This is a genomic window from Paenibacillus lemnae (assembly GCF_012933385.1).
GTDB lineage: Bacteria > Bacillota > Bacilli > Paenibacillales > Paenibacillaceae > Paenibacillus_AQ > Paenibacillus_AQ lemnae.
In genome coordinates this window covers 81,725-105,220 of the sequence record NZ_JABBPN010000004.1, presented here as the reverse complement: position 1 = coordinate 105,220, position 23,496 = coordinate 81,725, and the positions used below count along the sequence as shown (strand labels likewise).

26 protein-coding genes and 1 tRNA gene are annotated in these 23,496 nt (G+C 48.2%); 18 read left to right on the top strand and 9 right to left on the bottom strand.

Annotated features, from left to right (window positions below; genetic code table 11):
- The first annotated feature begins 102 nt into the window (after positions 1-102).
- From HII30_RS06505 to HII30_RS06495, 3 genes are all read left to right on the top strand, one after another.
- On the top strand, positions 103-567 hold the full coding sequence (locus tag HII30_RS06505; protein WP_246246159.1) for a small multi-drug export protein: 465 nt from the start codon (positions 103-105) through the stop codon (positions 565-567).
- Positions 568-1,084: 517 nt separating this feature from the next.
- The gene (locus HII30_RS06500; protein ID WP_169504215.1) at positions 1,085-2,050 is read left to right on the top strand and encodes a LacI family DNA-binding transcriptional regulator; all 966 of its coding nucleotides are present in this window, start codon (positions 1,085-1,087) and stop codon (positions 2,048-2,050) included.
- Positions 2,051-2,115: 65 nt separating this feature from the next.
- Positions 2,116-3,429, top strand: a complete 1,314-nt coding sequence (locus HII30_RS06495; protein ID WP_169504214.1) for an MFS transporter — start codon at positions 2,116-2,118, stop codon at positions 3,427-3,429.
- Between the two features lies 1 nt (position 3,430).
- Here the strand turns inward: HII30_RS06495 and HII30_RS06490 are convergent, their stop codons facing one another.
- Positions 3,431-4,012, bottom strand: coding sequence for an NAD(P)H-dependent oxidoreductase (locus HII30_RS06490; RefSeq protein WP_169504213.1), 582 nt, complete (start codon positions 4,010-4,012; stop codon positions 3,431-3,433).
- Between the two features lie 144 nt (positions 4,013-4,156).
- Here HII30_RS06490 and HII30_RS06485 point away from each other — a divergent pair, with 144 nt between their 5' ends.
- Together HII30_RS06485 and HII30_RS06480 are read left to right on the top strand one after the other, a co-directional pair.
- Entirely contained in the window at positions 4,157-5,176 is a 1,020-nt protein-coding gene (locus tag HII30_RS06485) for an AraC family transcriptional regulator (protein WP_169504212.1), read from the top strand.
- A gap of 353 nt (positions 5,177-5,529) precedes the next feature.
- Positions 5,530-6,447 carry an aldo/keto reductase gene (locus tag HII30_RS06480; protein WP_169504211.1) on the top strand — a complete coding sequence of 306 codons (918 nt, stop codon included), beginning with the start codon at positions 5,530-5,532 and terminating at the stop codon, positions 6,445-6,447.
- A 10-nt stretch (positions 6,448-6,457) separates the two neighbouring features.
- Here the strand turns inward: HII30_RS06480 and HII30_RS06475 are convergent, their stop codons facing one another.
- The 4 genes from HII30_RS06475 to HII30_RS06460 form a co-directional block, all read right to left on the bottom strand.
- Positions 6,458-7,165 (bottom strand): G1 family glutamic endopeptidase, encoded by a 708-nt coding sequence (locus tag HII30_RS06475; RefSeq protein ID WP_246246158.1) that lies wholly within the window; start codon positions 7,163-7,165, stop codon positions 6,458-6,460.
- A 196-nt stretch (positions 7,166-7,361) separates the two neighbouring features.
- Positions 7,362-8,222 carry a sugar phosphate isomerase/epimerase family protein gene (locus HII30_RS06470; RefSeq protein WP_169504210.1) on the bottom strand — a complete coding sequence of 287 codons (861 nt, stop codon included), beginning with the start codon at positions 8,220-8,222 and terminating at the stop codon, positions 7,362-7,364.
- A 28-nt stretch (positions 8,223-8,250) separates the two neighbouring features.
- Positions 8,251-9,129 (bottom strand): sugar phosphate isomerase/epimerase family protein, encoded by an 879-nt coding sequence (locus HII30_RS06465; RefSeq protein ID WP_169504209.1) that lies wholly within the window; start codon positions 9,127-9,129, stop codon positions 8,251-8,253.
- A gap of 15 nt (positions 9,130-9,144) precedes the next feature.
- Positions 9,145-10,206, bottom strand: a complete 1,062-nt coding sequence (locus HII30_RS06460; protein ID WP_169504208.1) for a Gfo/Idh/MocA family protein — start codon at positions 10,204-10,206, stop codon at positions 9,145-9,147.
- A gap of 131 nt (positions 10,207-10,337) precedes the next feature.
- On the opposite strand from HII30_RS06460, the gene HII30_RS06455 reads away from it, so the two are divergent.
- From HII30_RS06455 to HII30_RS06430, 6 genes are all read left to right on the top strand, one after another.
- The gene (locus tag HII30_RS06455; RefSeq protein ID WP_169504207.1) at positions 10,338-11,198 is read left to right on the top strand and encodes a helix-turn-helix domain-containing protein; all 861 of its coding nucleotides are present in this window, start codon (positions 10,338-10,340) and stop codon (positions 11,196-11,198) included.
- Between the two features lie 202 nt (positions 11,199-11,400).
- The gene (locus HII30_RS06450) at positions 11,401-13,077 is read left to right on the top strand and encodes an FAD-dependent oxidoreductase (protein ID WP_169504206.1); all 1,677 of its coding nucleotides are present in this window, start codon (positions 11,401-11,403) and stop codon (positions 13,075-13,077) included.
- A gap of 162 nt (positions 13,078-13,239) precedes the next feature.
- On the top strand, positions 13,240-14,031 hold the full coding sequence (locus HII30_RS06445; protein ID WP_169504205.1) for an HAD-IIA family hydrolase: 792 nt from the start codon (positions 13,240-13,242) through the stop codon (positions 14,029-14,031).
- Positions 14,032-14,116: 85 nt separating this feature from the next.
- Entirely contained in the window at positions 14,117-14,764 is a 648-nt protein-coding gene (locus HII30_RS06440; protein ID WP_169504204.1) for a glycerol-3-phosphate responsive antiterminator, read from the top strand.
- Between the two features lie 49 nt (positions 14,765-14,813).
- Complete coding sequence (locus HII30_RS06435; RefSeq protein WP_169504203.1) at positions 14,814-15,503, top strand: MgtC/SapB family protein; 690 nt, start codon at positions 14,814-14,816, stop codon at positions 15,501-15,503.
- Positions 15,504-15,618: 115 nt separating this feature from the next.
- Positions 15,619-15,702 (top strand) — tRNA-Leu (locus tag HII30_RS06430).
- 61 nt (positions 15,703-15,763) lie between these two features.
- On the opposite strand, the gene HII30_RS06425 is transcribed toward HII30_RS06430, so the two are convergent.
- From HII30_RS06425 to HII30_RS06415, 3 genes are all read right to left on the bottom strand, one after another.
- Entirely contained in the window at positions 15,764-16,441 is a 678-nt protein-coding gene (locus tag HII30_RS06425) for a universal stress protein (protein ID WP_169504202.1), read from the bottom strand.
- A gap of 96 nt (positions 16,442-16,537) precedes the next feature.
- Positions 16,538-16,723 (bottom strand): hypothetical protein, encoded by a 186-nt coding sequence (locus HII30_RS06420; RefSeq protein ID WP_169504201.1) that lies wholly within the window; start codon positions 16,721-16,723, stop codon positions 16,538-16,540.
- A 112-nt stretch (positions 16,724-16,835) separates the two neighbouring features.
- Positions 16,836-17,450 (bottom strand): XRE family transcriptional regulator, encoded by a 615-nt coding sequence (locus tag HII30_RS06415; RefSeq protein ID WP_169504200.1) that lies wholly within the window; start codon positions 17,448-17,450, stop codon positions 16,836-16,838.
- A 441-nt stretch (positions 17,451-17,891) separates the two neighbouring features.
- On the opposite strand from HII30_RS06415, the gene HII30_RS06410 reads away from it, so the two are divergent.
- The 5 genes from HII30_RS06410 (at position 17,892) to HII30_RS06390 (ending at position 19,902) form a co-directional block, all read left to right on the top strand.
- Entirely contained in the window at positions 17,892-18,137 is a 246-nt protein-coding gene (locus tag HII30_RS06410; RefSeq protein ID WP_169504199.1) for a YolD-like family protein, read from the top strand.
- A gap of 92 nt (positions 18,138-18,229) precedes the next feature.
- A complete protein-coding gene (locus HII30_RS06405) occupies positions 18,230-18,517 on the top strand; it encodes a Dabb family protein (RefSeq protein WP_169504198.1) in 288 nt (95 codons plus the stop codon).
- A gap of 11 nt (positions 18,518-18,528) precedes the next feature.
- A complete protein-coding gene (locus HII30_RS06400) occupies positions 18,529-18,948 on the top strand; it encodes a DUF86 domain-containing protein (RefSeq protein WP_169504197.1) in 420 nt (139 codons plus the stop codon).
- A gap of 157 nt (positions 18,949-19,105) precedes the next feature.
- The gene (locus HII30_RS06395; RefSeq protein ID WP_169504196.1) at positions 19,106-19,558 is read left to right on the top strand and encodes a DUF948 domain-containing protein; all 453 of its coding nucleotides are present in this window, start codon (positions 19,106-19,108) and stop codon (positions 19,556-19,558) included.
- A gap of 20 nt (positions 19,559-19,578) precedes the next feature.
- Complete coding sequence (locus HII30_RS06390) at positions 19,579-19,902, top strand: YtxH domain-containing protein (RefSeq protein WP_169504195.1); 324 nt, start codon at positions 19,579-19,581, stop codon at positions 19,900-19,902.
- Here the strand turns inward: HII30_RS06390 and HII30_RS06385 are convergent.
- A complete protein-coding gene (locus HII30_RS06385) occupies positions 19,899-20,978 on the bottom strand; it encodes a nitric oxide synthase oxygenase (RefSeq protein WP_169504194.1) in 1,080 nt (359 codons plus the stop codon). The genes HII30_RS06390 and HII30_RS06385 overlap by 4 nt on opposite strands.
- 258 nt (positions 20,979-21,236) lie before the next feature.
- On the opposite strand from HII30_RS06385, the gene racE reads away from it, so the two are divergent.
- Both racE and HII30_RS06375 read left to right on the top strand, forming a co-directional pair.
- Positions 21,237-22,043, top strand: a complete 807-nt coding sequence (racE, locus tag HII30_RS06380; protein WP_169504193.1) for a glutamate racemase — start codon at positions 21,237-21,239, stop codon at positions 22,041-22,043.
- A 225-nt stretch (positions 22,044-22,268) separates the two neighbouring features.
- Positions 22,269-23,471: a M14 family metallopeptidase gene (locus HII30_RS06375; protein ID WP_169504192.1), complete on the top strand. Its 1,203-nt coding sequence runs from the start codon at positions 22,269-22,271 to the stop codon at positions 23,469-23,471.
- The last annotated feature ends 25 nt before the right edge of the window (positions 23,472-23,496 follow it).

The following is a 23,496-nucleotide window of genomic DNA, read 5'->3' as shown; positions in this document are numbered from 1 at the left end:
CTGTACACCTGCTTTTATATTATTCAAAACTCCACTCAACATAGATCGTTTTTCTTCAGTAGGTTACAATGAAAGAAGTATGGGATCGGGAGGCGTTACATGATGAGTGTGTTATCAGAAATGTGGCAGTATATGGTGGTGTTTCTGCTTGGATCGATTCCATGGTTCGAGATTGCAACCGTCATCCCTTTGAGTATTCTGGCGGGGTTGAATCCCGTGTTGGTCGGCCTGCTTGCCTTCCTCGGTAATTTGCTGACCGTGTATCTTCTCGTTATATTCTTTGATAAAGTCCGGCAGTGGCGCAGTGCCAAGAAAGGTCAGAGTACGCAAAACTCGAAGCGGCGTGAACGGGGAACCGCAGTTTGGAACAAGTATGGCCTACCCGGTCTGTCTCTGCTTGGTCCGCTGATCATCGGCTCGCACATTGCTATATTTATAGGTATTCTGCTGGGTGCGAAAAAGCATCTTGCACTGCTGTGGATGACGGTAAGCCTTGCTATCTGGAGTGTGATTTTCACCATTTTATCGGTGTATGGTGTGGACTGGTTCCAGTCACTGCGAGGATAATACAGGTTTCGCAATGGATAGGGCTGCTCTTCTAGCAGCTTTTTTTGCTTGACAGGACAGACCAGCAGATCGTAAACTTTTCTCAAGCATTCACTTAAACGTATAAGTTTTATCATTAATCGTTTAAGTAATAGTATGAGTTTGATAAATGCAGATGAAAAAATGACAATCATCACCATTTCAAACGTGCATTCGAGATACTTGAACAATACCAGGGATGTATTTGTCTGGTTCCCTCCATCCTATGATGACGAAGTGAACTTCCATGGGGGGCCTGGTTACCTATCATCTGGGATCAAGAAATCCGCACGTCTATTCCAAGCTGGGCCTCACGGCGAAAACCTTCCTTACCGTGTGATCAAGTGGGATCAGGATATGAAGCTGGAATGCAGTGTGAAGGGATGGTCATCCTGACTGTCAGGTGCCTGGACGCTTCTTGTAGCGGCACGGGCGAAGGATATGATATCATCACTCCAAGCAGGGGAAGTACCTTTAGCATGTGATGAGGAGCCGGACAATGAGAAAAGCAACCATGAAAGATATCGCGCGTGAAGCCGGAGTATCGGTAGCCACCGTAAGTTATATTTTAAATAAGGTTAACAATCAGACCATTACCGAGGAAACCCGGCGCAGGGTGCTGGATGCAGCAGGAAAACTCAACTATGTTCCCAGCCTGACTGCTCGCTCGCTGGTGAAAGGAAAGTCCGGCATGCTGGGGCTTCTCTATAACCGGAGCGGCAAGGACGGTTTCTGGAAGCAGCTGTATTACGGCTATCTCAGTGAACGTATGGAAGACCTCTGCAAGCGGAAAGGATACCATTTGCTGGTGCTGGGTCTGGATGCTGACCAGCCGAATCTGGATATTGTTCAGCAGCGGGAGATTGACGGCGTTCTTCTGGTTGATGTTAAAAAAGAAGTGTTTCTGGATATATCCGTTCATTTTGATCGGGGTGTTCCTGTCGTGCTGATGGACAGTATGATTGATGATCCTTTATTTCATAAAATCATATTTGATTTTAAAACAGCATTTGAATCCTGGAGAAACAGGAACTCTCAATCAGGAGAGAAAGGCTTCCTGGTAATGAGCTCATATGTGAATGAGGGTATGGCCGAGGAAATCCGGCTGGCCGCGTCGATGGATCCGGATAAGGTATTTATTCTGGATGCCGATAACCAGAAAGAGTTGAATGACTTTCTTCAACAAAACCAAGGGAATCCCGGGGTCATTATCAATGAGTTTGCAGCGCTGCAGGTGTCTCGTGTGAGCCATCATAACAGTCATGACCTGACCGTTTTCTGTACGAGCGGATGTCCGGATGTGCTGCCGCCAGGTATGAAGACCTTGATGATGGAACACCCGCAGAAACACGTAGAGTCCGCTTTTCAAATCATGGAGTACTATATCAAATCGCGAAGAAAAGCAAGCGATCGCCTGGATGATGGCGGTCCATTTGAACAATATGTATCTATATCATTGGGCTGAGCCGACTGCTGTCGGCTTCTTTTATCGGTTAAACTTAAACGATTAAGCGAAAAGGGGAATGCGTCATGCAGAGTGAGTTAGGGCAGCAGCGACTGGAGAGCAGATCGCCATCCGTCCAGGGAAACTCTCTGAGGAGAAACAAACCATTTATGCTGCTGCTGACAGGATATACGTTAAGTGTGGCAGGGAATGGTTTTCATTCGATCGCGTTAAGTCTCTGGATTCTGGAGACTACAGGAAGTGCAAGAATGATGTCAGTCGTCATGGGCATCTATATGATCAGCTCTTTGTTGTTTGGTGCCGTCGCCGGCACCGTGGCAGATCGAAGCAACCGGATTACATTAATGACCACGGCTGATATCCTGCGGGCCCTGTTTACCATCGGGGTAGCTCTCTGTATCGGTTTGTCACCGGATTCCACAATGATTGTATTTGCACTTGTTGCCTTTACCGCCATCTCAGGCTTGTTTCATTCACCGGCGATGCAGGCGTCTATGGTGAAATTTGCCGGTACGGAGCAGATTCAGCGGTCCACCAGCCTGGTCAACATTATGGAGAATATCGCAAGAGTCAGCGGTTTGGCCCTGGGCGGTATTGCAATTACCTGGTTTGGCGGTGTCGCGGCTATTTTGGTAGACGGTTGTACATTCCTGATATCGGCACTGCTTATTTTTCTTGCAGGCCGAACGCTGAATGGCGCAAATGAAACAGTGGTACATGATGAAGTCTCTGAATCTTCCATAGAAGATGAGCAGCCAGCAGCAGAGCGCAGTAAATTTCTCTCCGATATCTGGAGCGGGATTTTATTTATCAAGAATGATCCGGTAGCCCGGGCCGTAATTATTTTGTCGCCATCCTTGATGCTGTTCTTTACCTCCTGCCTGATGCTGATTCAGGTGGTGGCTGTGAAGGTGTGGCAGGTGAATCCAGCCTCCTTTGGATTGATTGAAGCCTCTTTTCCGGTGGGCTATCTCGCAGGGTCTTTTCTGATTCTAACCCTGGATCACCGTCTGCAAAGACGCGGATGGTTCATCTTTGCCGGTATTTTTTTACTGGGGCCGACCTTCGTTCTGATGACCTTCAGCCGCCATCTTTTCCTATCTATAGGACTGATCTTTCTGGCTGGATTTATGTTTGCCTTTGCAACACTGCTGGTACAGATCATGCTTCGCCTTCGTGTGAAAACCGAAATGCTGGGCCGTGCCTTCGGCATCATTGGATCGCTGACAAGTGTGGTCCCGCCAGGCGGACTTGCGGTATCTGCGTATTGTGCGGATTATTTCGGACCTGCCTCGACGCTGATGGTCATCGGTGTGCTGTTGTCCGTTATCGGAATATTCACCTTTTTGTTTCTGAAACCGATTCGGGATTTCAATTAGGTTATTTAGCTGTTGCTCCAAGCCGCCCGATACGCTCCAGCCAAGCACTGCGCTGTTTCTCGGTTGACGGTTTGACCGGACCAATCTCGGTGATACGAACCGGATTTATGCCGCAAAATTGTAAAACATTGTTTTTCATGACCCGATAGCCCGCCTGTCTGTATACCAGACGGTTGTACCATGCAGGGGTGTCTGTCGTGATGATCAGCCGTGCGGATTTGCCGGCCAGAAGTTTATCCCATAGCTGAGAATGCTCCCGGTATTTAAACGCATAACCGGGCAGAAATACACGATCAATAAACCCTTTCATGATGGCGGGCATGGAACCCCACCAGGTCGGGTACACCCATACGAGATGATCAGCCCATGTGATCTGCTGCTGGGCATGAATCAGATCCACCTCCAGCTCAGTCCGCTGACGGTATCCAAACTGCAGGTTTGGATTGAAGTCTAGCTTGCCCAGATTCAATCTCCTCACCTCGATCCCTGCATTTCTCGAGCCGCTTTCATAAGCATCTCCAAGCGCTGTACAGAAGCTTTGTTCATCCGGATGTCCATTAATAATCAAAATATTGGTTTTCATATTCCCGCTCCTTCTATGATCCCGTTCAGGTATATAATGAAAGGGTTATGATATCTGAAACCAGCATATCGAAGGATCGGAGAGAATGAAATGATGGAACACGCAGCGAAATTGAGATTTTGCGCAGACGGGGGGAGAAGGCATTTGGACAGTCAGGGCATTGCTGTCTCGATGGTATATCCGGTTATGAAGGCTCTTGTTCACAAGGGATATGATGTAGAAGAATTTTTCGAGTTTGCGGGATTTGATGGGGAGGTCTTGCAAAATATGGAGGGAAGGCTGGACCGGTCTGATTTCGAAAAGCTGGTCACTGCAGCTGCCGCATACACGGGTGATGATCACTTCGGCCTGCATCAGGGCCAGATTATGGATTTCGAAGATATGGGGATTCTCGGTTATGTTATGCTGCATTCAAAGACCATTTCTGATGCCCTGAAATCTTATCAGCGGTACAACATGCTGCTGTGCAGCGGGTTTAATTTGGATTGGGAAGTGAGCGGCGAAAACTTGATGCTTCGACTTTTTCTTCAGTCCCCTGGAGGAACCCTGTCCAGGCATTGTGCTGAGGATATGGCCGGTTCTCTGTTCCACATGATATCCAGGCTGAGCAACCGGTCCATCTCTCTGCGGGACGTTTGGTTTTGCCATGAACAGCCGTCTGATATTGAGCCATATATGGGCATATTCGGACGGTATCCGGTATTCGGGACCGAATATCATGCATTATTTATGGATAAAGAAATTTTAAGTTACCCGGTCTTGTATTCCGATCCCAAGCTGCTTCAGATGTTCGAGAACATGGCGGAAGCCAGCCGCGGTGAACTTAATCATCAAAGACCATTTACAGAGCAGGTGTCCCTATGGATGAAGAAGTGTATCCCCTCGTATCTTCCAACTCTGCAGCAGACGGCTCAGCACTTTGCAATCAGTATGAGAACGCTGCAGCTGCGTTTGAGGGAGGAAGGAACCTCATTCCATGAACTGTCGGCAGCCGTCCGAAAAGAACTGGCAATCAGCTATTTGAAGGAGAGAGGGTATGCTGTTGGAGATATCGCTTACTTGCTTCATTTTTCCGAACCCAGTGCCTTTCATAATGCGTTCAAAAAGTGGACTGGAATGACACCGGGTCAATTTCGTGCAGCAGATAATCCTGTATATGATTGAGAACCATCTTCCGATCGCTGTTATCCCCGGATTGTTCGAATGTTTCTATTAAGGGTTAATCCGGTGATAGCTTATGCTTCTGATGCTAGCTTTCCTACGGAAAGCTTTGAGCGGACCGCTTCGCTTCTCCAGATTGGTTCTCACTCTTTCTATAATTGAGATAAAAACATTCCGATGAAATAATAATTCCTAGCATTTTGGAGGCAATAACGAATAACGGTCATAAGAACACTTGCCATCACAGTCATTCAGAATGGTAAAGTTTAACTTCAACGGTTTGCAAACGATTACAATATTAAGTAGTATATAGGCGTTACGAAATGAAATCATACTACACTTGAGGAGTGAGACAGATGAAATACAGAAGATTAGGCAGTACGGAGCTTAAAGTATCCGTTGTAGGTGTGGGTACCTGGCAGTTTGGCGGAGACTGGGGAAAGAATTTTGATCAGCAGGAAGTTGATGCTATTCTTGGCCGTTCCAAAGAGCTCGGCATCAATCTGATTGATACGGCAGAGTGCTACGGACCGCATCATATGTCCGAGAAATTTATAGGAGATTTTCTGGCAAGAGATAAGAGAGAGGACTGGGTCGTCGCGTCCAAATTTGGACATCAGTGGCATGACCACTGGGAGAACGCATGGGACGTTAACCAGATCCAGGTCCAGCTGGAAGAATCTTTGAAAGCGTTACAGACTGATTATATCGATCTCTATCAGTTCCACTCCGGATCCGATGAGGTATTTAATAACGATGCCTTGTGGACGATGCTGGACAAGCAGATGCAGGCTGGAAAAATACGTAATTTAGGCATTTCAATCGGCAGTAACCAGAACATTTACCAGACGAATAAAGCAAATGAGGTGAATGCTAAAGCTATACAGGTGGTGTATAACCGCCTGGATCAGGCGCCGGAAGAAGAAGTGCTTCCTTCCTGCCAGAGACAGGATCTTGGTGTCCTTGCCCGAGTCCCTCTTGCAAGTGGATATCTGAGCGGAAAATACAAGCCGGGAGCGGTGTTCAGCGATAATGTGCGCAAAGGACATGACCGGGAAGAGATTGATGCCAAGCTTCGTCTGGTGGAGGAGATCAAGCAGAAGGAAGTGCCGGGCGGCACAGGCATGGCAGAGTGGGCTCTGGCCTGGTGTCTGCAGCACCCGGCTGTCAGCTGTGTCATTCCTGGATGTAAAAGTGTAGAGCAGGTCGAAGACAACGCCAAGGCTGTGGAACTCGATCTCGTAAATGATTCTCATCCCGCTGCTTGGCGTTAAGCGCGGCGGTTTATCGAACAGGTATGCTGGTTCTTCGCACTACAAAGGCGTCTCCAGCACCAAGCGGCCGGGAAGGAACGGAGACGATGCGGTTGTTCTGAACCATGACAACAGCTTGAGCAGGCTTGAATCTCGGATTTTTCTTGTTTACTCTGCAGTTTCTAAAGGTCACCGGTGAGAATTTGGCAAGATCTGTCGTAATGTTATTAATAGAAGGCGCCTCGACAATCCATTCTGCTGACGAACCCGGGCCAGCGTAGCGCTGCAGTGTTTGGAACACCCAATTTTGCGTCAAGTTGCGAAGGGTGATCAGCCATTTTTGCGAAGAACGTTTCACGATAACAGCAGCCATTTGATCCCCAGGCCGAACCGGCTTGGGGATTCTTGTTTCTGCAGCCGGAAGAATCTCCCACCAGGCATAGTATTCGGGTTTTCCATGGACAAAATCATGAGCGGTACCGGTTTGGATCAGGCTGGTATTGCGGAATCCGTCAATGCCGATCCATGCAGAAGAATACGTGTCCCGAGATGTAGGTCTAACGAATGGAACGGTCCATGAGCCTTGAATACGTGTGAAAGCTCCTTTCTTGCCCGGTATCGCGTATCCGCTCCAATTGCTTGATAAAGTGACTGTATTTACACGACGTGTTCCATTTACCGGTTTTGATAGGATACAAGGCTTTTGCATCATCACTTCTCTATGAACTCCCATGTTCATCTTCACACCGCCTTTGCCAGAATACTATATTAGATGTGGTAGACAAGATTGTGCTTGGGTCGAGAAGGAAAAAGTAACAGTCAAGCAATGGAGTGGAGGCAGGCTGAGGGACAGCATACAAACAAGGGGCTGTACTGCCAGATCAACTCTGGCGGTACAGCCCCTTCATATTGTAAGGTTTCATGCTGCTAAAGTTTTATACTTCATCCCAAATGCGCTTTACATTGTCGAAGGCAATTTTGGTGCCTTTTGTACATTCTTCCATGCCTTCATATTCAATCGAAAGGAAGCCGTTATAGCCGGAAGATTTCACGCTGCGAATGATTTCATACATATCAAGGTCTCCATGGCCCGCAATCGCTCCGCGAAGATAGCTGCCTCCGGAGCTTTTAAACCAGCCTTCACCCGGATTGCGGGTAGACGGACGGATGTAGAAATCTTTTATATGAACCATGGATGCATAAGGCAGATTTTTCTTGACTGCAGAGAGCGGATCCTCATCCACACAGACGAAGTTGCCGACATCCAGGGTTGTTTTAAAGTTCGGCCGGTCGACCGCATGAATGACGCTCTGAACCCGGTCGCTGGCTTGAACATAGTATCCGTGATTTTCAAGACTCGTCGTAATATCAAACTGCTTCGCATGATCAGCGATGCGGCGGCAGGCAGCTGCGACCTTCTCCAGATCCTGATTGAAATTGGCGATGGAGGTGTCCGGGCGTGAGGCCACATCATGACGCATCAGCTTGGCGCCTAGACGGTGTACACGATCCACCTCTGCGATCACCCTTGCAATCTCTGCCTCATACTGTTCATCCGTTTCCGTAATAAAGTTGGCGCCGATAGCATAGTTGGAAATTTCAATGCCGGCCGATTTCGCCTTGTCAATGATCTGCTGCTCCAAATCCGGCTGGTCTTGAAAATTGTAACCGAGTCCTGGAACGATTTCGATATGTTCGCCCCCGATTTCAGCAACCCAGTCGATGACCTCCAAAATATTCATCCGTCCTGCATTCATAGCTTGAAACAAGCTGTATGAGCTGACTCCTAATTTCATGTGATGTTCTCCTCTCCGGATCAGGCAGTTATGCCTTGAAAGTTTTAATGAATTGTACGGCTTTGCGGATATCAGCTTCCGGCTGCTTATCGACTTCACGTTCAATGGTGAGATAACCGTTATAGCCGATCTCCTGAAGTGCAGCGAAGTACGCCGGGAAATCCACATCACCTTCGCCCAGTGCCAGTTCTTCAAAAGCGGCACCGGAAGAAGCCATCTCCGCGATTTTCTCATGATCCATGGCACCGTATCCGAGGAACCCGTATACGTCCCGCGGATCGACCGGACGCAGACGTCTGCCGTCTTTCACATGAGTGTGTACGAGATAATCCTTTAACAGCTTGACGCCTGCTACAGGATCGTCTCCAGTCACCATGACCATGTTTGCCGGATCAAAGTTGACGGATACGCCGTTCGTGCTCAGACTGTCCAGGAAGCTTTTCAGATGAGAGGCCGGCTCAGGTCCGGTTTCAATCGCAAAATAGGCATTCATGCTTTTGGCATACACGCCAAGCTCTTCACAAGCCTGCTGCATGGCACCATAGATCCGTCCGTTCTTATCATCGGGAACAATGCCAATGTGGGTGGTCACGACCGAACTGCCGAGCTCAAGCGCCAAATCCAGGATTCGCTTGGATTTCTCCACCTTACCGGGATTAGCTTCTCCATCCTGAAAGCCATGGCCAGCCAGATCGCCGCATAAAGCGGAAATTTCAAGTCCCAGTCCATCGATATAATCTCGAAGTTCCTTGCGGTTAGCGGGGGTCAGATTGGCAGGGTCCATCTCGCCGGAAACGGCATAAATCTGTACGCCGTCCGCACCAACCTCCTTGGCCTTGATCAGACCTTCACGAACACCGACGCCGAAGCTGTCTACAATAACACCGATCTTGTTGTTCAATGGCATGATTAGAGCTCCCCCTTAATCGAAGTGAATCTCGCGGCCTTCGGCAGCGGATTGGTAGACTGCATTCAGAATTTTGATCATCTCAACACCATCTTCGACCGGACTGTTCGTTTCAGTCAAGCCGAGACAGCTGTCCACGAAATGATTGATTTCGTTGTTAAACGCACCCTGGAATTCAAAGCCCGGAGAAGTGATTTGAGGATCAATATTGATCATTGTGTTGTGGCGTTCTGTCACGATGGCAAGTTTAGGCTCAATCTCTGCACCGCCTTTGTCACCGTAGATGTTCACTTGTGCCGAGTTGTCTTTTGCATGAAGCGTGAAGCTCACATCGACCATAAGGGATGCACCATTCTCGAAACGAATCAGCGCATTGGCCATGTCTTCGACAGTGTTGAGGGAAGCATCATAGTCAGCCGCTTTATAAAAGTCCAGATTCTCGATGTTGGAACGGTTGCCCAGCTTGTTGTATGTATTGCCGCTGACAGACTTCACCTTCGGCTTGCCCATGAGATACCAGCACAGGTCGATAACATGAACACCGATATCAATCAGCGGACCTCCGCCAGAGCGTTCTTTGTCAGCGAACCAGCCGCCAGGATTGCCAAGACGACGAATGAGACTAGCCTTTGCAAAATAAATCTGGCCTAAATCATCGGCATCGATGAATTTTTTTAGTACCCCGATGCTGGACGCGTGACGGCGCACATAGCCAACCTGCAGAAACTTTCCGGATTCCCGGACAGCCTGCTCAACCTGCAGTGCTTCATCCACCGTTTTGCAAAGCGGCTTCTCACAAAGAACGTTCTTTCCGGCACGCAGTGCGGCAATGCTGATTTCGGCATGAGAATTGTTCCAGGTACAAATGCTGACTGCTTCCACTTCGGAATTGCCGAGCAGTTTATTATAATCGGTATACACGTTTGGAATGTTGAATTTTTCAGCCTTTTGACGGGCTCTTTCTTCATTGAGGTCACAGATGGCCACCAACTGTACCTTTGGATTTGCTTTATAGGCCTGCAGGTGGGATTCGGAGATAGAGCCGCTTCCGATCAATCCAATTTTAACAATGCTCATCGGTACCTAACATCCTTTCATGATGTGCGCTGTGACAGGTGATCATTTCATAGAGTCATAGGCGCAGATATGTTATATTTGTTCAAACACTAATAACTTAGCACAGTTATTTTTGAGGGAGAATGTTCAGGATGACAAAATACATGGACTATATGATCAGTTCTCATCCCATCCGGGTGTTCAATCCCAAGATGGATTCCAGCAAACAAAAAATCAAGTCCCTGATGATGGTTAATGGCGGTCATCTGCCGGGAAGAACACCCCAGCGTCACCAGGCTGAGTTCCGCCACTGGGCGTTTGTGATGATTACAGGCGGCTCAGGCTATTACCAGGTGGATGATGGAGAGCCTCAAAAAGTGGAGGGAGGAAGCTGGTTTTGCCTGTTTCCGGGAGCCGTTTTCAACTACGGACCATATGAAGAAGGATACTGGGATGAATATTATTTCACCGTAGCCGGACACCGGATCGAAGAATGGCTGGAGAACTGGCTTCATCTTCCGGGTACTGTTAAGCATGCGGAATTCGATGATTCTCTGATACACCGGATGGAGCTGATGTTCAAGCTGATGGACAGCGGCGTTCCCAGCAACATGGACCGGGCGGTACTGATGCTCGAAGGCTTTTTATACGATTTGGTATGCCAGTCTGATCAGAGCGAAGAGAGCAATCGGGAGAGCTTTGCGCTGAAAGTCATCGGCGATATATCCCAGTCACTGCATTTGCGTCAGGAAGCGGCGGAGATGGCAGCCAGGCACCATATTTCCGTATCTACCCTGCGGAGAATCGTATATGAGTATACCGGCTATCCTTTAAACGAATTTCTTCACCGGCTTCGTGCTTCAGAGGCCCGAAATATACTGCTGAACACAGAGATGACTGTGAAAGAAGTAGGAGAAGCGCTGGGGTACAAGGATACTTTCTATTTTTCAAGAGTGTTCAAAAAAATAACGGGAATTTCGCCCCGAAGCTACCGAAATCAAGTGGGGCAATAATACAATGCGCTCCATGCAGCAGGTGGACTTCTATTCCTTATAGGCATATAATGGCTGTAATATGACTTAGCACAAAGTGGCGGAGATGACGGAGACCTCTTGGGCTGGTACATACTGTGTTTGCAGTGTGTATCCAGCTGAGGGGGTTTTTTTGTATCCAAAAACGTTATCTTCTCCCCGTGCCGGAAAAGGAGGAAGGTCAGTGGGAACCAGATTTTCAGCACAGGACCGAACATTATGGCTTGAGGAGATGTCTGAACAGAAGCTGGACCTCCTCGTTATTGGAAGCGGAGTAACCGCTGCATGTACAGCATGGGATGCCAGTACCCGCGGTATGACAACCGGTTTGATTGCAGAAGAGGATTTTGCCGTGGAGTATGACGGGCGGCCGCCGGAACTGCTTCATGGCAGTTTGCGTTATATGAAGCAGGAAGATTTCCGAACAGTTCGCGATTCCTCCGCCGAGATGAAATTTCTGCAGCATGCGGCTCCTCACCTGCTGGATCCGGTTCCGGTGCTTGTTCCTGTCTATACCAAAGGGTTTCGGAATTACTGGGCAAATACAGCTGGGTTAAATATGTACGATCGGCTGGCCCGGGTCAAAAGCAGCGAGCGCCGGAGGATGATACGAAGAGATGAAGCATTAGACATGGAGCCGCTCCTGAAGAAAAAAGGATTAATATGTGCGGAATTTTACAATGATTACATGATCAGTGAAGCCCGTTTGGCTGTGGAACTGCTGAAAAGCGCCAGGGATCACGGAGCCATGATCATAAACTATGCCGAGGTGAATCAGTGGCTTTCGTGGGGAGGCAAGCTTTCCGGCGTAACCGTCACCGACCGTCTAAGCGGAAAATCTTATGCCATATCTGCTTCACACATTATCGATGCCAGGGAGTCACATCCGGAAGAAGGACGGGGTGGTGACGGTTCTGAATGGAATCAAGCAGCTTATGCCTGTCGATCTGTGCATATGGTGTTAGACAGCCGGCAGCTGCCGGTTCATCAAGCGTGTTATTACAAGATGCCGGATCAGGATATGCTAAGTGTCATCCCTCGATCCGGGAAAGTGATTGTCAGTACCCAGGTCACCTCCGATGTTTCGAATAGTAGTGAATATCCTGGATTATCCGAAGCGGAACTGCAGATGCTCATCAATAAAGTTCATCATGCCTTTAAGGATATTCAACTTCAATCTTCCGAAGTGGAATCCTGCTGGGCAGCAGTCAGAAACGTCAGGAGCTCCCCCGTTGACGAAGGTTCAGGCAAGGGGAGAGATATCTTAACGTCAGAAGACAACAGCAGGATTATTGTGTCGTGTGACCGTGCAGCAGGTTTTCGCAAACATGCAGAGGCGGCGGTCAATCTAGTTGCAGAACGCCTTCAGGAAGAAAACAGAACGATTTATCCGCCTTGTACCACCGACAGACGAAGCCTAAGTGGAAGTATACCGGAAGGCAGTCTGCATGCAGATTATTATGCCTTTAAAAAAGCGGTCATTAAGCAGGGTCGCAGGCTTGGTATCCATATTGATGTGAGTCTGGAGCTGCTGGGCCGCTATGGTTCTGGTACAGAAGAACTTTTCCGAAATATGGAACGAGAAGGTTCAGTTAAATCGGCAGAACAACGCCTCCTTGAGGCAGAGCTTCACTATGCCGTACATCATGAAATGACGACATCGGCAGCTGATTTTCTGCTTCGCAGAAGTCTCTGGATGCGATATAACCGGCATAAGGCAGAACAGCTGATGAATAGCATTTTACAGAGGATGCGTGAGCTGTTGGATTGGGATCAAGATGAGCTGCACCGGCAGAGGGAACTCCTGCAGAATAGCATGCAAATGCTTTGGATGGAGAAAAAAGTGTTGTCAAAGCCTTAAACAGCAGGTAGTATACAGGTATAAGTTTTAGAGCGGGTAGAGATGATGAGAAGCCCTTCGAACTAAAACGCTTTCTTTGTGATGGAAAGCGTTTTAGCGTCGGAGGTCTTCTCTTTTTTTTATCCCTTGCTGTATGATAATGTCTGGTAAAGGAGAGAAGGAATGGATTTATTTGCAGGGTACATCTTTGACCTTGACGGCACAATTTATTTGGGTGACCATCCCATCGAAGGAGCTGTAGAGACCATACGTTATCTACAGTCACTGGACAAGAAACTGTTATTTCTGACGAACAAGACCATCGACTCCCGCGAGAATTATTTGAAAAAGCTGCAAGGTTTTGGTCTGGATCTGGAGCTTGTGCATATTCTGAACCCGGCGCTGGTCACGATTCATTATCTTCAAAAAAATCATCCTGATGCACACGTTTATGTGATCGGTGAGGATGTACTAAAAGACGAATTTCTCCGAAGCGGGATACAGTTTGCATCTTCACCTGAAGAAACAGATGTCGTTGTCGTATCGTGGGACCGGAACTTTCACTATAAACATCTGAATTTTGCGTTCCGGGCTATCAAGCAAGGAGCCGCTGTGATTGCAACGCATCCTGACCGGACATGTCCGATGCCGGAGGGTGAAGTGCCGGATGTGGCAGGCATGATCGGGGCAATCGAAGGAACTACAGGCATTACAGTGGATATCATTATGGGGAAGCCTTCTGTGCATACTGTGCTGGCTGCTTTGGATATTCTTCAGGTTCAGGCGGAAGATTGTCTCATGTCGGGGGACCGGCTGGAAACGGATATTCTGATGGGCGTCAATGCGGGAATGAATACGGCGCTGGTGCTGACCGGGGTGACTCGCGCCGAGGAAGTGCAGCATGCTTCTGTTCGTCCGGATTTTGTAATGACTTCGGTTCACGATATTTATCTGCAAAGCCATCAGCTGTCTTGACATGAAATACGGATAAGATCATTGTGGAAAACAAATACGCCGTTTCAACAGGAGAACTGGAGAAGTTGATTCCGGCGATGAGGTGATGAAGATGAAAAACAGTGTTAAACATAATGTTAACGGTGCTCAGAGAATTTCTTACTGCCTGAAACGCAGACCGATTATCACATCTTTGATGAATGCAGAGGAACTGCCTTCAGTGCTGGAGTCGGAATCCAATATCGTATTTATTCTGAAAACAGATATTTTTGTCATTGAATCCATTGTGGAGCAGATCCGGGAGGCCGGAAAGCTTTCCTTTGTTCACTTTGATCTGATCGAAGGGATTGGCAAAGACAAGACGGCAGTGGCGTATTTGGCAGAGAAGGTGGGCATAGACGGCATTGTGACGACAAAAAACACAGCAATTATCGAAGCCAAGAAACAGGGTTTGCTGACGATTCAAAGATTGTTCGTCTTCGATTCTGTTTCCCTGGATAATGGCATTAAAATGACCAAAGCCTCGGATCCCGATGCGATTGAAGTGCTGCCCGGCATGGTATGCAGACGCATTATGGACCGTATCCGCACAGAGGTGGATGTTCCGGTCATCGCAGGCGGATTAATGGTGGATTTTGAAGATTTTGATACAGCCTTAAAAAGCGGGGTCATTGGAATCTCCACATCCAGCAAAGAATTGTGGCGCTGGCAGGATGAGCAGACCATGAGCAGTCCATCTAAAGCATCTATGTAAGGAGGGGATCCATCTGTATACAGAACTTATTCATCTGGATACCGGCACGATGCTGATCAGATTACTGCTGGCAGCGCTTCTGGGCGGTCTGATCGGCTGGGAACGGGAACGGCGGAACAAGCAGGCGGGACTCAAGACACATCTTCTTGTAGCGGTAGGATCAACACTCATTATGCTGACCTCCATATACGGTTTTGATAACGCTCTCATTAACCATCCCAATGCCCGTTTCGATCCGGCAAGGCTGTCGGCCCAAGTTGTAAGCGGCATCGGCTTTTTGGGAGCGGGAGCGATTTTGCGAAGATCCAATCATATCATTTCCGGCTTGACGACCGCGGCAACACTTTGGGTAGCTGCTGGCATTGGTTTAAGCGTAGGATCCGGATTTTATGGTCCTGCAGTTCTCACGACTTCGATTGTATTGATCAGCACGCTGGTGCTGAATCGACTGGAGTCTAAATTTCTGTTCATTCGAAAATCAGGCCAACTGAAAATTACGATAGAAACCGCGGATCGTCCGGTGGAAGTAGGCACTATTACAGCACTGCTGCACAAAGCCAATATGTCTGTGGATCAGATGATTGTTAAAGATGATATTCAGGAAGGCGATACCTCCAAAATTTCTATGGAATTTCGTGTGTATTCCCACAACAGCAAGGGAATCGATACCTTGTTCGAACGTTTGTGGAAAGTGGACGGCATACGGCAGGTGCATATGAAATGGAGAGAAAAAGATTGATGTAATACATGTAGAAAAAAACTCTTGCACTGAATTTATGAATCAGATATACTCTTAATTACGGTGATTGAAACCACCTGATATCTTCATCTTTATTGAAGAAGATACATAGTATGCGGTCGTGGCGGAATTGGCAGACGCGCACGGTTCAGGTCCGTGTGGGCTAACCCCCGTGGAGGTTCGAGTCCTCTCGACCGCATTCCTTTTAATAAAAAACCTCTTGGATTTGTCTGTAATGACAATTCAAGAGGTTTTTTATGTCATGGGGAGAAAGTTTCCGATAGTTTACGAGTTACCGTACCATCGAATATTTGATATTTGGTGACTTTGCCGGGTTCAGTCACTTTGAATACACCATTGTTAAAGTCCGTGTAAATGCTTTGAAAAAACAGTCCTTGTACAGCATCCTTCGCGGGAGGATCAAATTGTAATATGTCTTGTTCTCCATCTTTCACGAGATAGGCTTGAACTCCGGGCTCGTAATCCTCCTGCTGCAGCGGAATTTCACGTTGAACTGCTACAACATGAATGTCCACATGTTCAATTTCACGGAGAATGCCGTTGATGATTGAATCTCCTGCGATTTCTTCCCACCGGCTTCGGGCAGATTGTCCGATGACAATCTGGGTCACCTGCTTCTCCTTTGCAGCTTCTGCTATCGTTTTGGCTACATTGCGAGAACGATTCTTTGCAACGAGAAATTCGGCTTGAATTTTCTTTGACAATGACTCCCATAGAGACATGTTGGTTTCCCTGGCTTCACTGTACTGGTTATCATCCTGGGCATCAACGGTTAGAATTGTGAGTGAAGCTTGAAAGGCATTAGCCAGTTCCCATCCTCGCCGGATCAGTCTTTCAGAGTTGGGTCCGTATGACACACAGACGAGTATGCTCTCCTGGCGAGGGCTTGGATTTAAGCGGTTTTGATCATCCTGCATGCGGGTTCATCTCCTTTCGAATAAAAGATAGGATTACCTCAAATGAACCATCTTGAATCTGTTGTAACTTGCTTGAGTTAAGTTTGTTTGCGGCGTTTACGATATCTTCTGTGAACGGCGGCTCCATAAAGCATATCCCAGTCCGGCTGACATGCCAAGCATGCCAAATATGCTGACGCTCCATACCAAATCATAGGACTGCCAGTTCCAAAGAAATCCGATGCCGCTTCCGAATGTTGTACCGGCCAGCAGCCCGAGAGATAGTCCAATATCCTTCTCCATCTTACCGTTCTCTCCTTTGCAGGGATGTTGAACATTGTATTCCCTTACCTTGCCCCAATTATAACAAAAAGCTCCAGCATGCAGCACGAAGCGGCATCCTGGAGCTTATAATTTATGACTGAGCTTTGATCTGATGATCTGTTTTTAAAATACAGTCTGCAAACAAAACAGATCGTGGAATCCTGAAGAAGGATTCGGCTTTTTCCTGAAAAGCATTGGAAGGCAGAGTTCCCTGATGCAGCCACTTCCGGAGTGTGCCCGGATGAACGCCGATCCAGCGGCTGACATCACTTACAGACAGGTCGTGGACCATGCACAAGCCGGTCAAAATCCGGTTGCTGACGGGCGAACGTGTCAGTGTCCTTTTCATAAAGCGTGAAGGTTCCGGCTGGCAGATTAATGGCGACTTCTCGAGAAGTTCCTCGCGAAACAGAATATGACGAGGGTAACCAAGAAAATTGCACGCTTTTTCCAAGTTGTTTTTGCCGGGAATACGACCCTCATAGACCCATGCGCTCACACTTCGTGAGGAGACGCCAAGCTCCTCCGCCAGTTGGGACAGCTTGATATCGTTGGCCATCAGGATGGCAAGCAGTACGCGGTTGCGAATCTGACAACGGGTGGGTTTACGGAAACGTTTTACGCGTACGCCTTTCCCCAGATATTTTCGGTTGATCAGGGACCACGCCTCGATTGAATGTTTTTCTTGCTGTGGTTGTGTAGGCATAATTCCTCCGACTTTTTTTACCACAATACTACATTATTCGACAATGTACTTTCAATAGGCACTCCTTATCATTTGTTTCCAATGCAGTTATTTGTTATTGCATGGATGTGTAGTCCAAAATAGGCAGATGGATTTAAAGTTCGTTTATATATATTATAGTGAAAGGTTTATACTCGTATTCAAAAAAACAACGATTAAAATCCGTATAAAATTAAAGTTATAAGTGTTTATCATTCGTTAGTGACAACTTTTTAATAACGGACACAAAGAATACACATGCTTATCAAATTCCGGCTCGATAAGTAAAAAAGACTGCATTTATTGTCGAAATTATTGTACGCGATACCGGAGTAGCGTATCATGTTTAAAGCGATGATTAAAAAATGATATCAGAATGATACGTTTAATTAAGAGTGCACACCTATACAGGAGGATTACTGCGTGGCTAAATCAAAAGTACCAAAGAGACCTACCAGAGACGAGTTTGTGCTTGAAGAGCTCGGAAATCAGCTTACAGAAGCCTATAATGAGAAGTCAGAGATTGTGCTCTCAGTTTGGGCTTGGGAAGAAACCGTGACGGGAATGATCGTCACCATGGACCCAAGAACAGGCAGGGTACACTTACAAACCGATGAGGGGCTGATTAAGGTTCCCTTTATGGATATTATGCAGGTGAATTATCCTTAAGGATTCAAGCCGTTCCTAGCAATTTCTTTTTTTTCTCGAGAGAGGTATGATAGAACAGATCGTTAAATCAATCCGTAACGGAGGAATGACTTTTGATTAAACACATCGTATTTTTCAAACTTAAAGAGCCTACTGAAGAAAACATTGACCGTACGGTACAAGTATTAAAAAATATGGAAGGACAGATTCCACAGCTTCTTTCCCTGGAAGTCGGAGCCGATGTCATCCGTTCAGAGCGTTCGTATGACCTGGCTTTGATCGTTGAGGTGGAGTCCCTTGAAGAATTGCAGGCTTATCAGGTTCATCCGGTGCACCAGGAAGTGATTAAATACATCAACGAAGTGAAGGATCACACCCTCGCCGTTGATTTCGAGAAGTAGGCGGTGATCTTTTGTATTATGTAAATCAGGAACAGATTGAACGAAGACTGAACGCGATACCGGACATTGCCGCAGGCTTGCGACATGCTGAAGCTTCATGGGATGGGGGCGTCGGATGCGGTTTTATTCAAGAACGTGCGCTCCATTTGGGGATTGAAGTGGTTACAGATGTCGGAAGCTATCTGATTGACGGTTTTATTATGCGCGATGCCAGCAGTTATGAAGATATCTTGGACATTATCCACGAAGAAAAGGTGATGTCCGCTGCAAATCATGAAGTGCTTACCCGGCTGGTCCGGCTCCGCAAACCGCTGGTTCAGGAGTACTTTGACTGGGAGCGCCAAAGTCTTCACCCGCTGACGGTCGAGCTGCCCGTCGTATTGGAGACATTCGCAGCCGAGGTTAGAGACTATCTGAAACGGGAACTGTAAGCGGCTGTTGAGAGAACAATATTCTAAAGTCTTGACGCAAGGAAACTGGCGTCAAGGCTTTTTTGCATTTGCAGTGTCAGGTCAAGCCCGCCCTGCTTATAATGCAGTATGCGACTAGGCATTAGCCCGGTCAGCCGGATGCAGGGGAGTGAGAAGTATGACAGAATGGAGCACGGCAGTGATCCTGATCAGTGTTCTGGTTATGGCAGCGGCGGTAACCGGCTTGTGTCTGACATGCTGGCGCATGGTTATGAAAGCGCAAGCCGCACTTGTCAATATGGAAGCCGATTACAAGCAGCTGTCCAAACAAGCCGTCCAGGTGCTGGAGCAGGTTTCACTGACCTTGGAGACGGTGCAGCGTCCGCTTGCAGCCGGGGAATTCATTGCGTCTCATGTTCAGGAAGTCGTTCAGGCAGCTTCCAGGACAGCGGAAGCCATGTCCGCCGTCAGCCAAACCGCAGCCAAGGCAGCTGTGGAACATCTGGAGCGCGCCAGGCTGGACAATGAACGAACCATGGGCGAGGTGTTTCGCTGGGTTGATGCGGGAATGACATTTTGGCATGCATGGAATCAACGCTCACCGAAGTCCGGCGGCGGGCGAGCCGAGTAATCGAAGAGGAGAGATGGGACATGAAAGAAAGAAACAAAGGACTGTTATGGGGAGCATTGATCGGAAGTATTGCGGGTTCTGTAACGGCGCTTCTGCTGGCACCAAAGTCTGGACGTGAACTGCGCAGTGATATTGCTGCTGGAGCGCGTCAGGTCGGCGAGAAGGTACAGGAAGCCGCTGAACGGGTTGGCGAGCAGGGCGTGAATCTGATCGGGGTCATGACAGACCGTGCTGAGGGAGTTATTTCAGACATTCAATCCTGGCGCCAGCAGAAAGAAAGCTGGCTTGCGGATGAAGCCGCCGCTGCCCGCGTATCTTCTGCTGAAGCTGCTGATCAGGATTAATCTTTATACCGGAAGGCCGGACTAAGCATTTCATTGTCGTAGGATGAATGAAAAATGTGGGTAGCTGCCGGAGACATAGGTGGAATAAGCCAGCTCCAATCGCCTGTCACGTTCCGGCCGGAACGGTATTCCCGGTCTTCAAAAGACCGGAACTGCATCGCTGCCGTATGATGATCAACGATGCTGACACCGGCTTGCTTGAAAGAATAAAGCACAGCCGTATTTAACTCAAGCAGGGCACGGTCACGCCAAAGGCTGCTTTCCCGGCTGCGGTCTAATCCAAGATGATCTGCAATGACCGGCAGCTTGTTGAAGCGGAAGCTGTCTGCCAGGTTTCTTGACCCAATTTCTGTGCCCATGTACCATCCGTTAAAAGGAGCAGCAGGGTAAGTTATACCTCCAATTTCGAGATTCATATCGGATATGATCGGAACCGCGTACCATTGCAGCTGCATGCTTTCAAAATCAGGAATGTGAGGGTGCGCCAGGGAGATTTGAAGGATGGATTCCTCGGGAATCGGAAACCATGCCGGCCGGCGGTCTCCCTGTTGTATGACAAGAGGCAGGATATCATACTCACCGCCAGTCCCGCTCCATCCTAATGATTGGCACAGGGAAGTGAACTCAAGGGAAGCGGGGTCTCCGGTAATGCCATCTCTTCCTTCATATCCGGCATATCGGATAAGCTGGTGATTCCTAATTACCAGATGCTCCTTCTGGGGATGCTTCGGACCAAACACAGTAATGGTCGGGATAATTTTCCCGCTATTAGTGGCTTTATTCACATGTTGGATCAGCAGCCGGGCAGCTTGCCCGGCTGTTTCGGCATGCCTTGCGTCGGTTACCCGCAGCTTATCCCAGAACAGTCTGCCGATGCATCGGTTGCTGTTCCGCCAGGCCATTTTGGCACCATGCTCCAGTTCCTCGTATGTATGTACATAAGTCCCGCTGTCCATGATTTCGGCAGTGATTTCGTCTATTCTGTGCTGAATGTCATCTGACGTTTTGTCAAGCTCGGTATAACACTGCAGGATAAACCGTTCAGCACTTTGTTTTAATTCCAGGTTGACTGACATGATTTACGCTCCACCTGTCTTTCTTTTGTCCATCAAGATTGTTTACTAAATTACAGTATAAGCTAAAAATGCACAGCTTCTGAGAGAATAGACCTAACGAATTTGTGGACATTTCACGTATAGTGAAGGTATACCGGCTGTTGCCCAAGTTGAAGAAGGGAATAAATTGGGGTAAGATTTAGGTACGTTTCTCAGTGAAACGACATATGGTAACACTGTTAGTATATGAATTTATGACAAGAAGGAAGCGGTGTGTTCGTGCAGCAAGCAATCGCAATACTAGACTCGGGTGTCGGCGGCTTGACCGTTGCCAAAGAAGTGATGAGGCAGCTCCCCAGAGAGAAGGTCATTTACTTCGGAGATACCGCCCGTGCACCCTACGGACCCCGTACGCCGGAAGAAGTCCGCGACTTTACAGAACAAATTGTAGACTATTTGCTTCAGTATAATCCTAAAATGATCGTCATTGCCTGCAATACGGCGACCGCGGCGGCGCTTGATTATATTTCAGACAAGGTAAGTATTCCCGTCATTGGCGTCATTCATCCCGGTGCCCGTGCAGCAATCAGTGCTACCAAGACCGGGCATGTCGGTGTCATCGGTACGGTCGGCACCGTCAGCAGCGGTGCATATACAGCTGCTTTGAAACAGCTGTCTCCATTTGTAGAGGTTCAGAGCCGGGCCTGTCCGACTCTGGTACCTCTAGTAGAGCAAGGCTTGTTCCGAACGGCGAAATCTTTTGATATTGTTCGCGAAGCGCTTCACGGGATGAGGCCGGAAGAGATTGATTGTCTTATTTTAGGATGCACTCATTATCCGTTTCTCATGGATACCATTCAGCAGGTTATGGGGCCTAGAGTCAAGCTGATCAGCTCAGCCGACGAGACAGCCAGAGAAATCAGTACGATTTTATACGACAAGGGACAGCTTGCGAGCAGCGAGGATCTGCCCGTGCACCAGTTTTTCTGTACAGGTGACTCTGTCATGTTTCAAAGTATTGCCACAGAATGGCTGGGGGAACATATCAAGCGGACGCCAGTCGTATGGCAGATTACGAAGCTGTAGCTCCTTTAAACGAATTAGGGAAGCATAAAGGCATGGTGGAGTCAGGGAGATCATCCCGGCACTGCCATGTCTTTGCTTTTCGGCAAAGACGAGCGGCGAGGTAGCAGCGCTTGCAAGTTCGGAGCGTCTTACAAAGGACACATGTGGTACAACCCGGTCTACATATATATCTAGCGTAATGGAAAAATGCAAGGCAGACCTCAGCTGCCGGAAAGGACAACATCCATGCGTCAGTATATTGTAAATCCCGGGGATACCCTATTACGCATAGCGGTCCGATTCGGACTGGCCAAGGAGCAGCTGCTGACAGCCAATCCTTGGGCAGCCCATCAGTCATATCTCAAGCCGGGACAGATCCTATTCCTGCCTGCAGCGTTTCGGAGAAGATATATCATCATGGAGGGGGACACGCCGGATTCTGTAGCCCATGCTTTTGGTTTCAAGCCCACTGCGCTTGAGGAAATTAATCCGGGATTGTCCTTATACCGCTTTACGCCAGGAAATACAATCGCTCTCCCGCCTGCAGATCCAAAATACAAAATCAACCTGCAGGGAGAATACGGGCCGGATGAACTCTTACAGCATCTGCAGCAGCTGAAAAAAGAATATCCATTTCTTGAAACGTCTGAAATTGGATATAGTGTGCTCGGTAAACCGATTCAGGCAGTTAAAATAGGGACCGGTCAGCGAACCCTGCACGTTCATGCTGCCCTGCATGCGAACGAATGGATGACCACCCCGTGCCTGCTGCGTTTTCTGGAACAATACGCTGCCGCCTGGAGCACAGGCACCTGTCTCTACGGTCATGATGTAAGCTCATGGTACCGGCAGTATTCTCTCTGGCTTGTGCCTATGGTTAATCCGGATGGTGTTGAGCTTGTACAATTAGGTGCTGATCCAAGACACAGCATGTACGACAATCTGTCATCGTGGAACGGAGACCGCGAGGACTTTCGGCGCTGGAAGGCTAATATCCGAGGAGTGGATCTCGGGGATCAGTTCCCTGCTCACTGGGATGAAGAAGTACGGCGCAGAGGGAAAAGCGCTCCTTGCCCTCAGGATTATCCCGGCCATGCTCCGCTCTGTGAGCCGGAAGCGCAGGCGCTTGCAGAACACACGATCAACATTCAGCCTGAACGTGTCATCTCACTGCACAGTCAGGGGCAGGAAATATACTGGAATTACAGAGATTTTGAGCCAGAGGAAAGTGAAGGCTGGGCGATCCGGCTGGGCCAGGCTGCAAGCTATAGGCCAGTCAAGCTGTCCGGCAGCGATGCAGGATACAAAGACTGGTTCATACAGCAGTTCCGCAAACCGGGATTTACAGTAGAAATCGGACGAGGCATCAATCCGCTGCCACTGGACGATTTTGAGGATACAGCGTACGAAACGGGTATGATATTAGCTGCTTTTATGTCCCTTTCGTGAAAATGCATGAAACGTTTTCTGTAAT

Bases quoted from the DNA above. Each gene is read 5' to 3' on its own strand.
- HII30_RS06505 (WP_246246159.1), top strand. From the start codon at position 103: ATGAGTGTGTTATCAGAAATGTGGCAGTATATGGTGGTGTTTCTGCTT.
- HII30_RS06500 (WP_169504215.1), top strand. From the start codon at position 1,085: ATGAGAAAAGCAACCATGAAAGATATCGCGCGTGAAGCCGGAGTATCG.
- HII30_RS06495 (WP_169504214.1), top strand. From the start codon at position 2,116: ATGCAGAGTGAGTTAGGGCAGCAGCGACTGGAGAGCAGATCGCCATCC.
- HII30_RS06490 (WP_169504213.1), bottom strand. From the start codon at position 4,012: ATGAAAACCAATATTTTGATTATTAATGGACATCCGGATGAACAAAGC.
- HII30_RS06480 (WP_169504211.1), top strand. From the start codon at position 5,530: ATGAAATACAGAAGATTAGGCAGTACGGAGCTTAAAGTATCCGTTGTA.
- HII30_RS06475 (WP_246246158.1), bottom strand. From the start codon at position 7,165: ATGAACATGGGAGTTCATAGAGAAGTGATGATGCAAAAGCCTTGTATC.
- HII30_RS06470 (WP_169504210.1), bottom strand. From the start codon at position 8,222: ATGAAATTAGGAGTCAGCTCATACAGCTTGTTTCAAGCTATGAATGCA.
- HII30_RS06465 (WP_169504209.1), bottom strand. From the start codon at position 9,129: ATGCCATTGAACAACAAGATCGGTGTTATTGTAGACAGCTTCGGCGTC.
- HII30_RS06460 (WP_169504208.1), bottom strand. From the start codon at position 10,206: ATGAGCATTGTTAAAATTGGATTGATCGGAAGCGGCTCTATCTCCGAA.
- HII30_RS06455 (WP_169504207.1), top strand. From the start codon at position 10,338: ATGACAAAATACATGGACTATATGATCAGTTCTCATCCCATCCGGGTG.
- HII30_RS06445 (WP_169504205.1), top strand. From the start codon at position 13,240: ATGGATTTATTTGCAGGGTACATCTTTGACCTTGACGGCACAATTTAT.
- HII30_RS06440 (WP_169504204.1), top strand. From the start codon at position 14,117: ATGAAGATGAAAAACAGTGTTAAACATAATGTTAACGGTGCTCAGAGA.
- HII30_RS06435 (WP_169504203.1), top strand. From the start codon at position 14,814: ATGCTGATCAGATTACTGCTGGCAGCGCTTCTGGGCGGTCTGATCGGC.
- HII30_RS06425 (WP_169504202.1), bottom strand. From the start codon at position 16,441: ATGCAGGATGATCAAAACCGCTTAAATCCAAGCCCTCGCCAGGAGAGC.
- HII30_RS06420 (WP_169504201.1), bottom strand. From the start codon at position 16,723: ATGGAGAAGGATATTGGACTATCTCTCGGGCTGCTGGCCGGTACAACA.
- HII30_RS06415 (WP_169504200.1), bottom strand. From the start codon at position 17,450: ATGCCTACACAACCACAGCAAGAAAAACATTCAATCGAGGCGTGGTCC.
- HII30_RS06395 (WP_169504196.1), top strand. From the start codon at position 19,106: ATGACAGAATGGAGCACGGCAGTGATCCTGATCAGTGTTCTGGTTATG.
- HII30_RS06390 (WP_169504195.1), top strand. From the start codon at position 19,579: ATGAAAGAAAGAAACAAAGGACTGTTATGGGGAGCATTGATCGGAAGT.
- HII30_RS06385 (WP_169504194.1), bottom strand. From the start codon at position 20,978: ATGTCAGTCAACCTGGAATTAAAACAAAGTGCTGAACGGTTTATCCTG.
- HII30_RS06375 (WP_169504192.1), top strand. From the start codon at position 22,269: ATGCGTCAGTATATTGTAAATCCCGGGGATACCCTATTACGCATAGCG.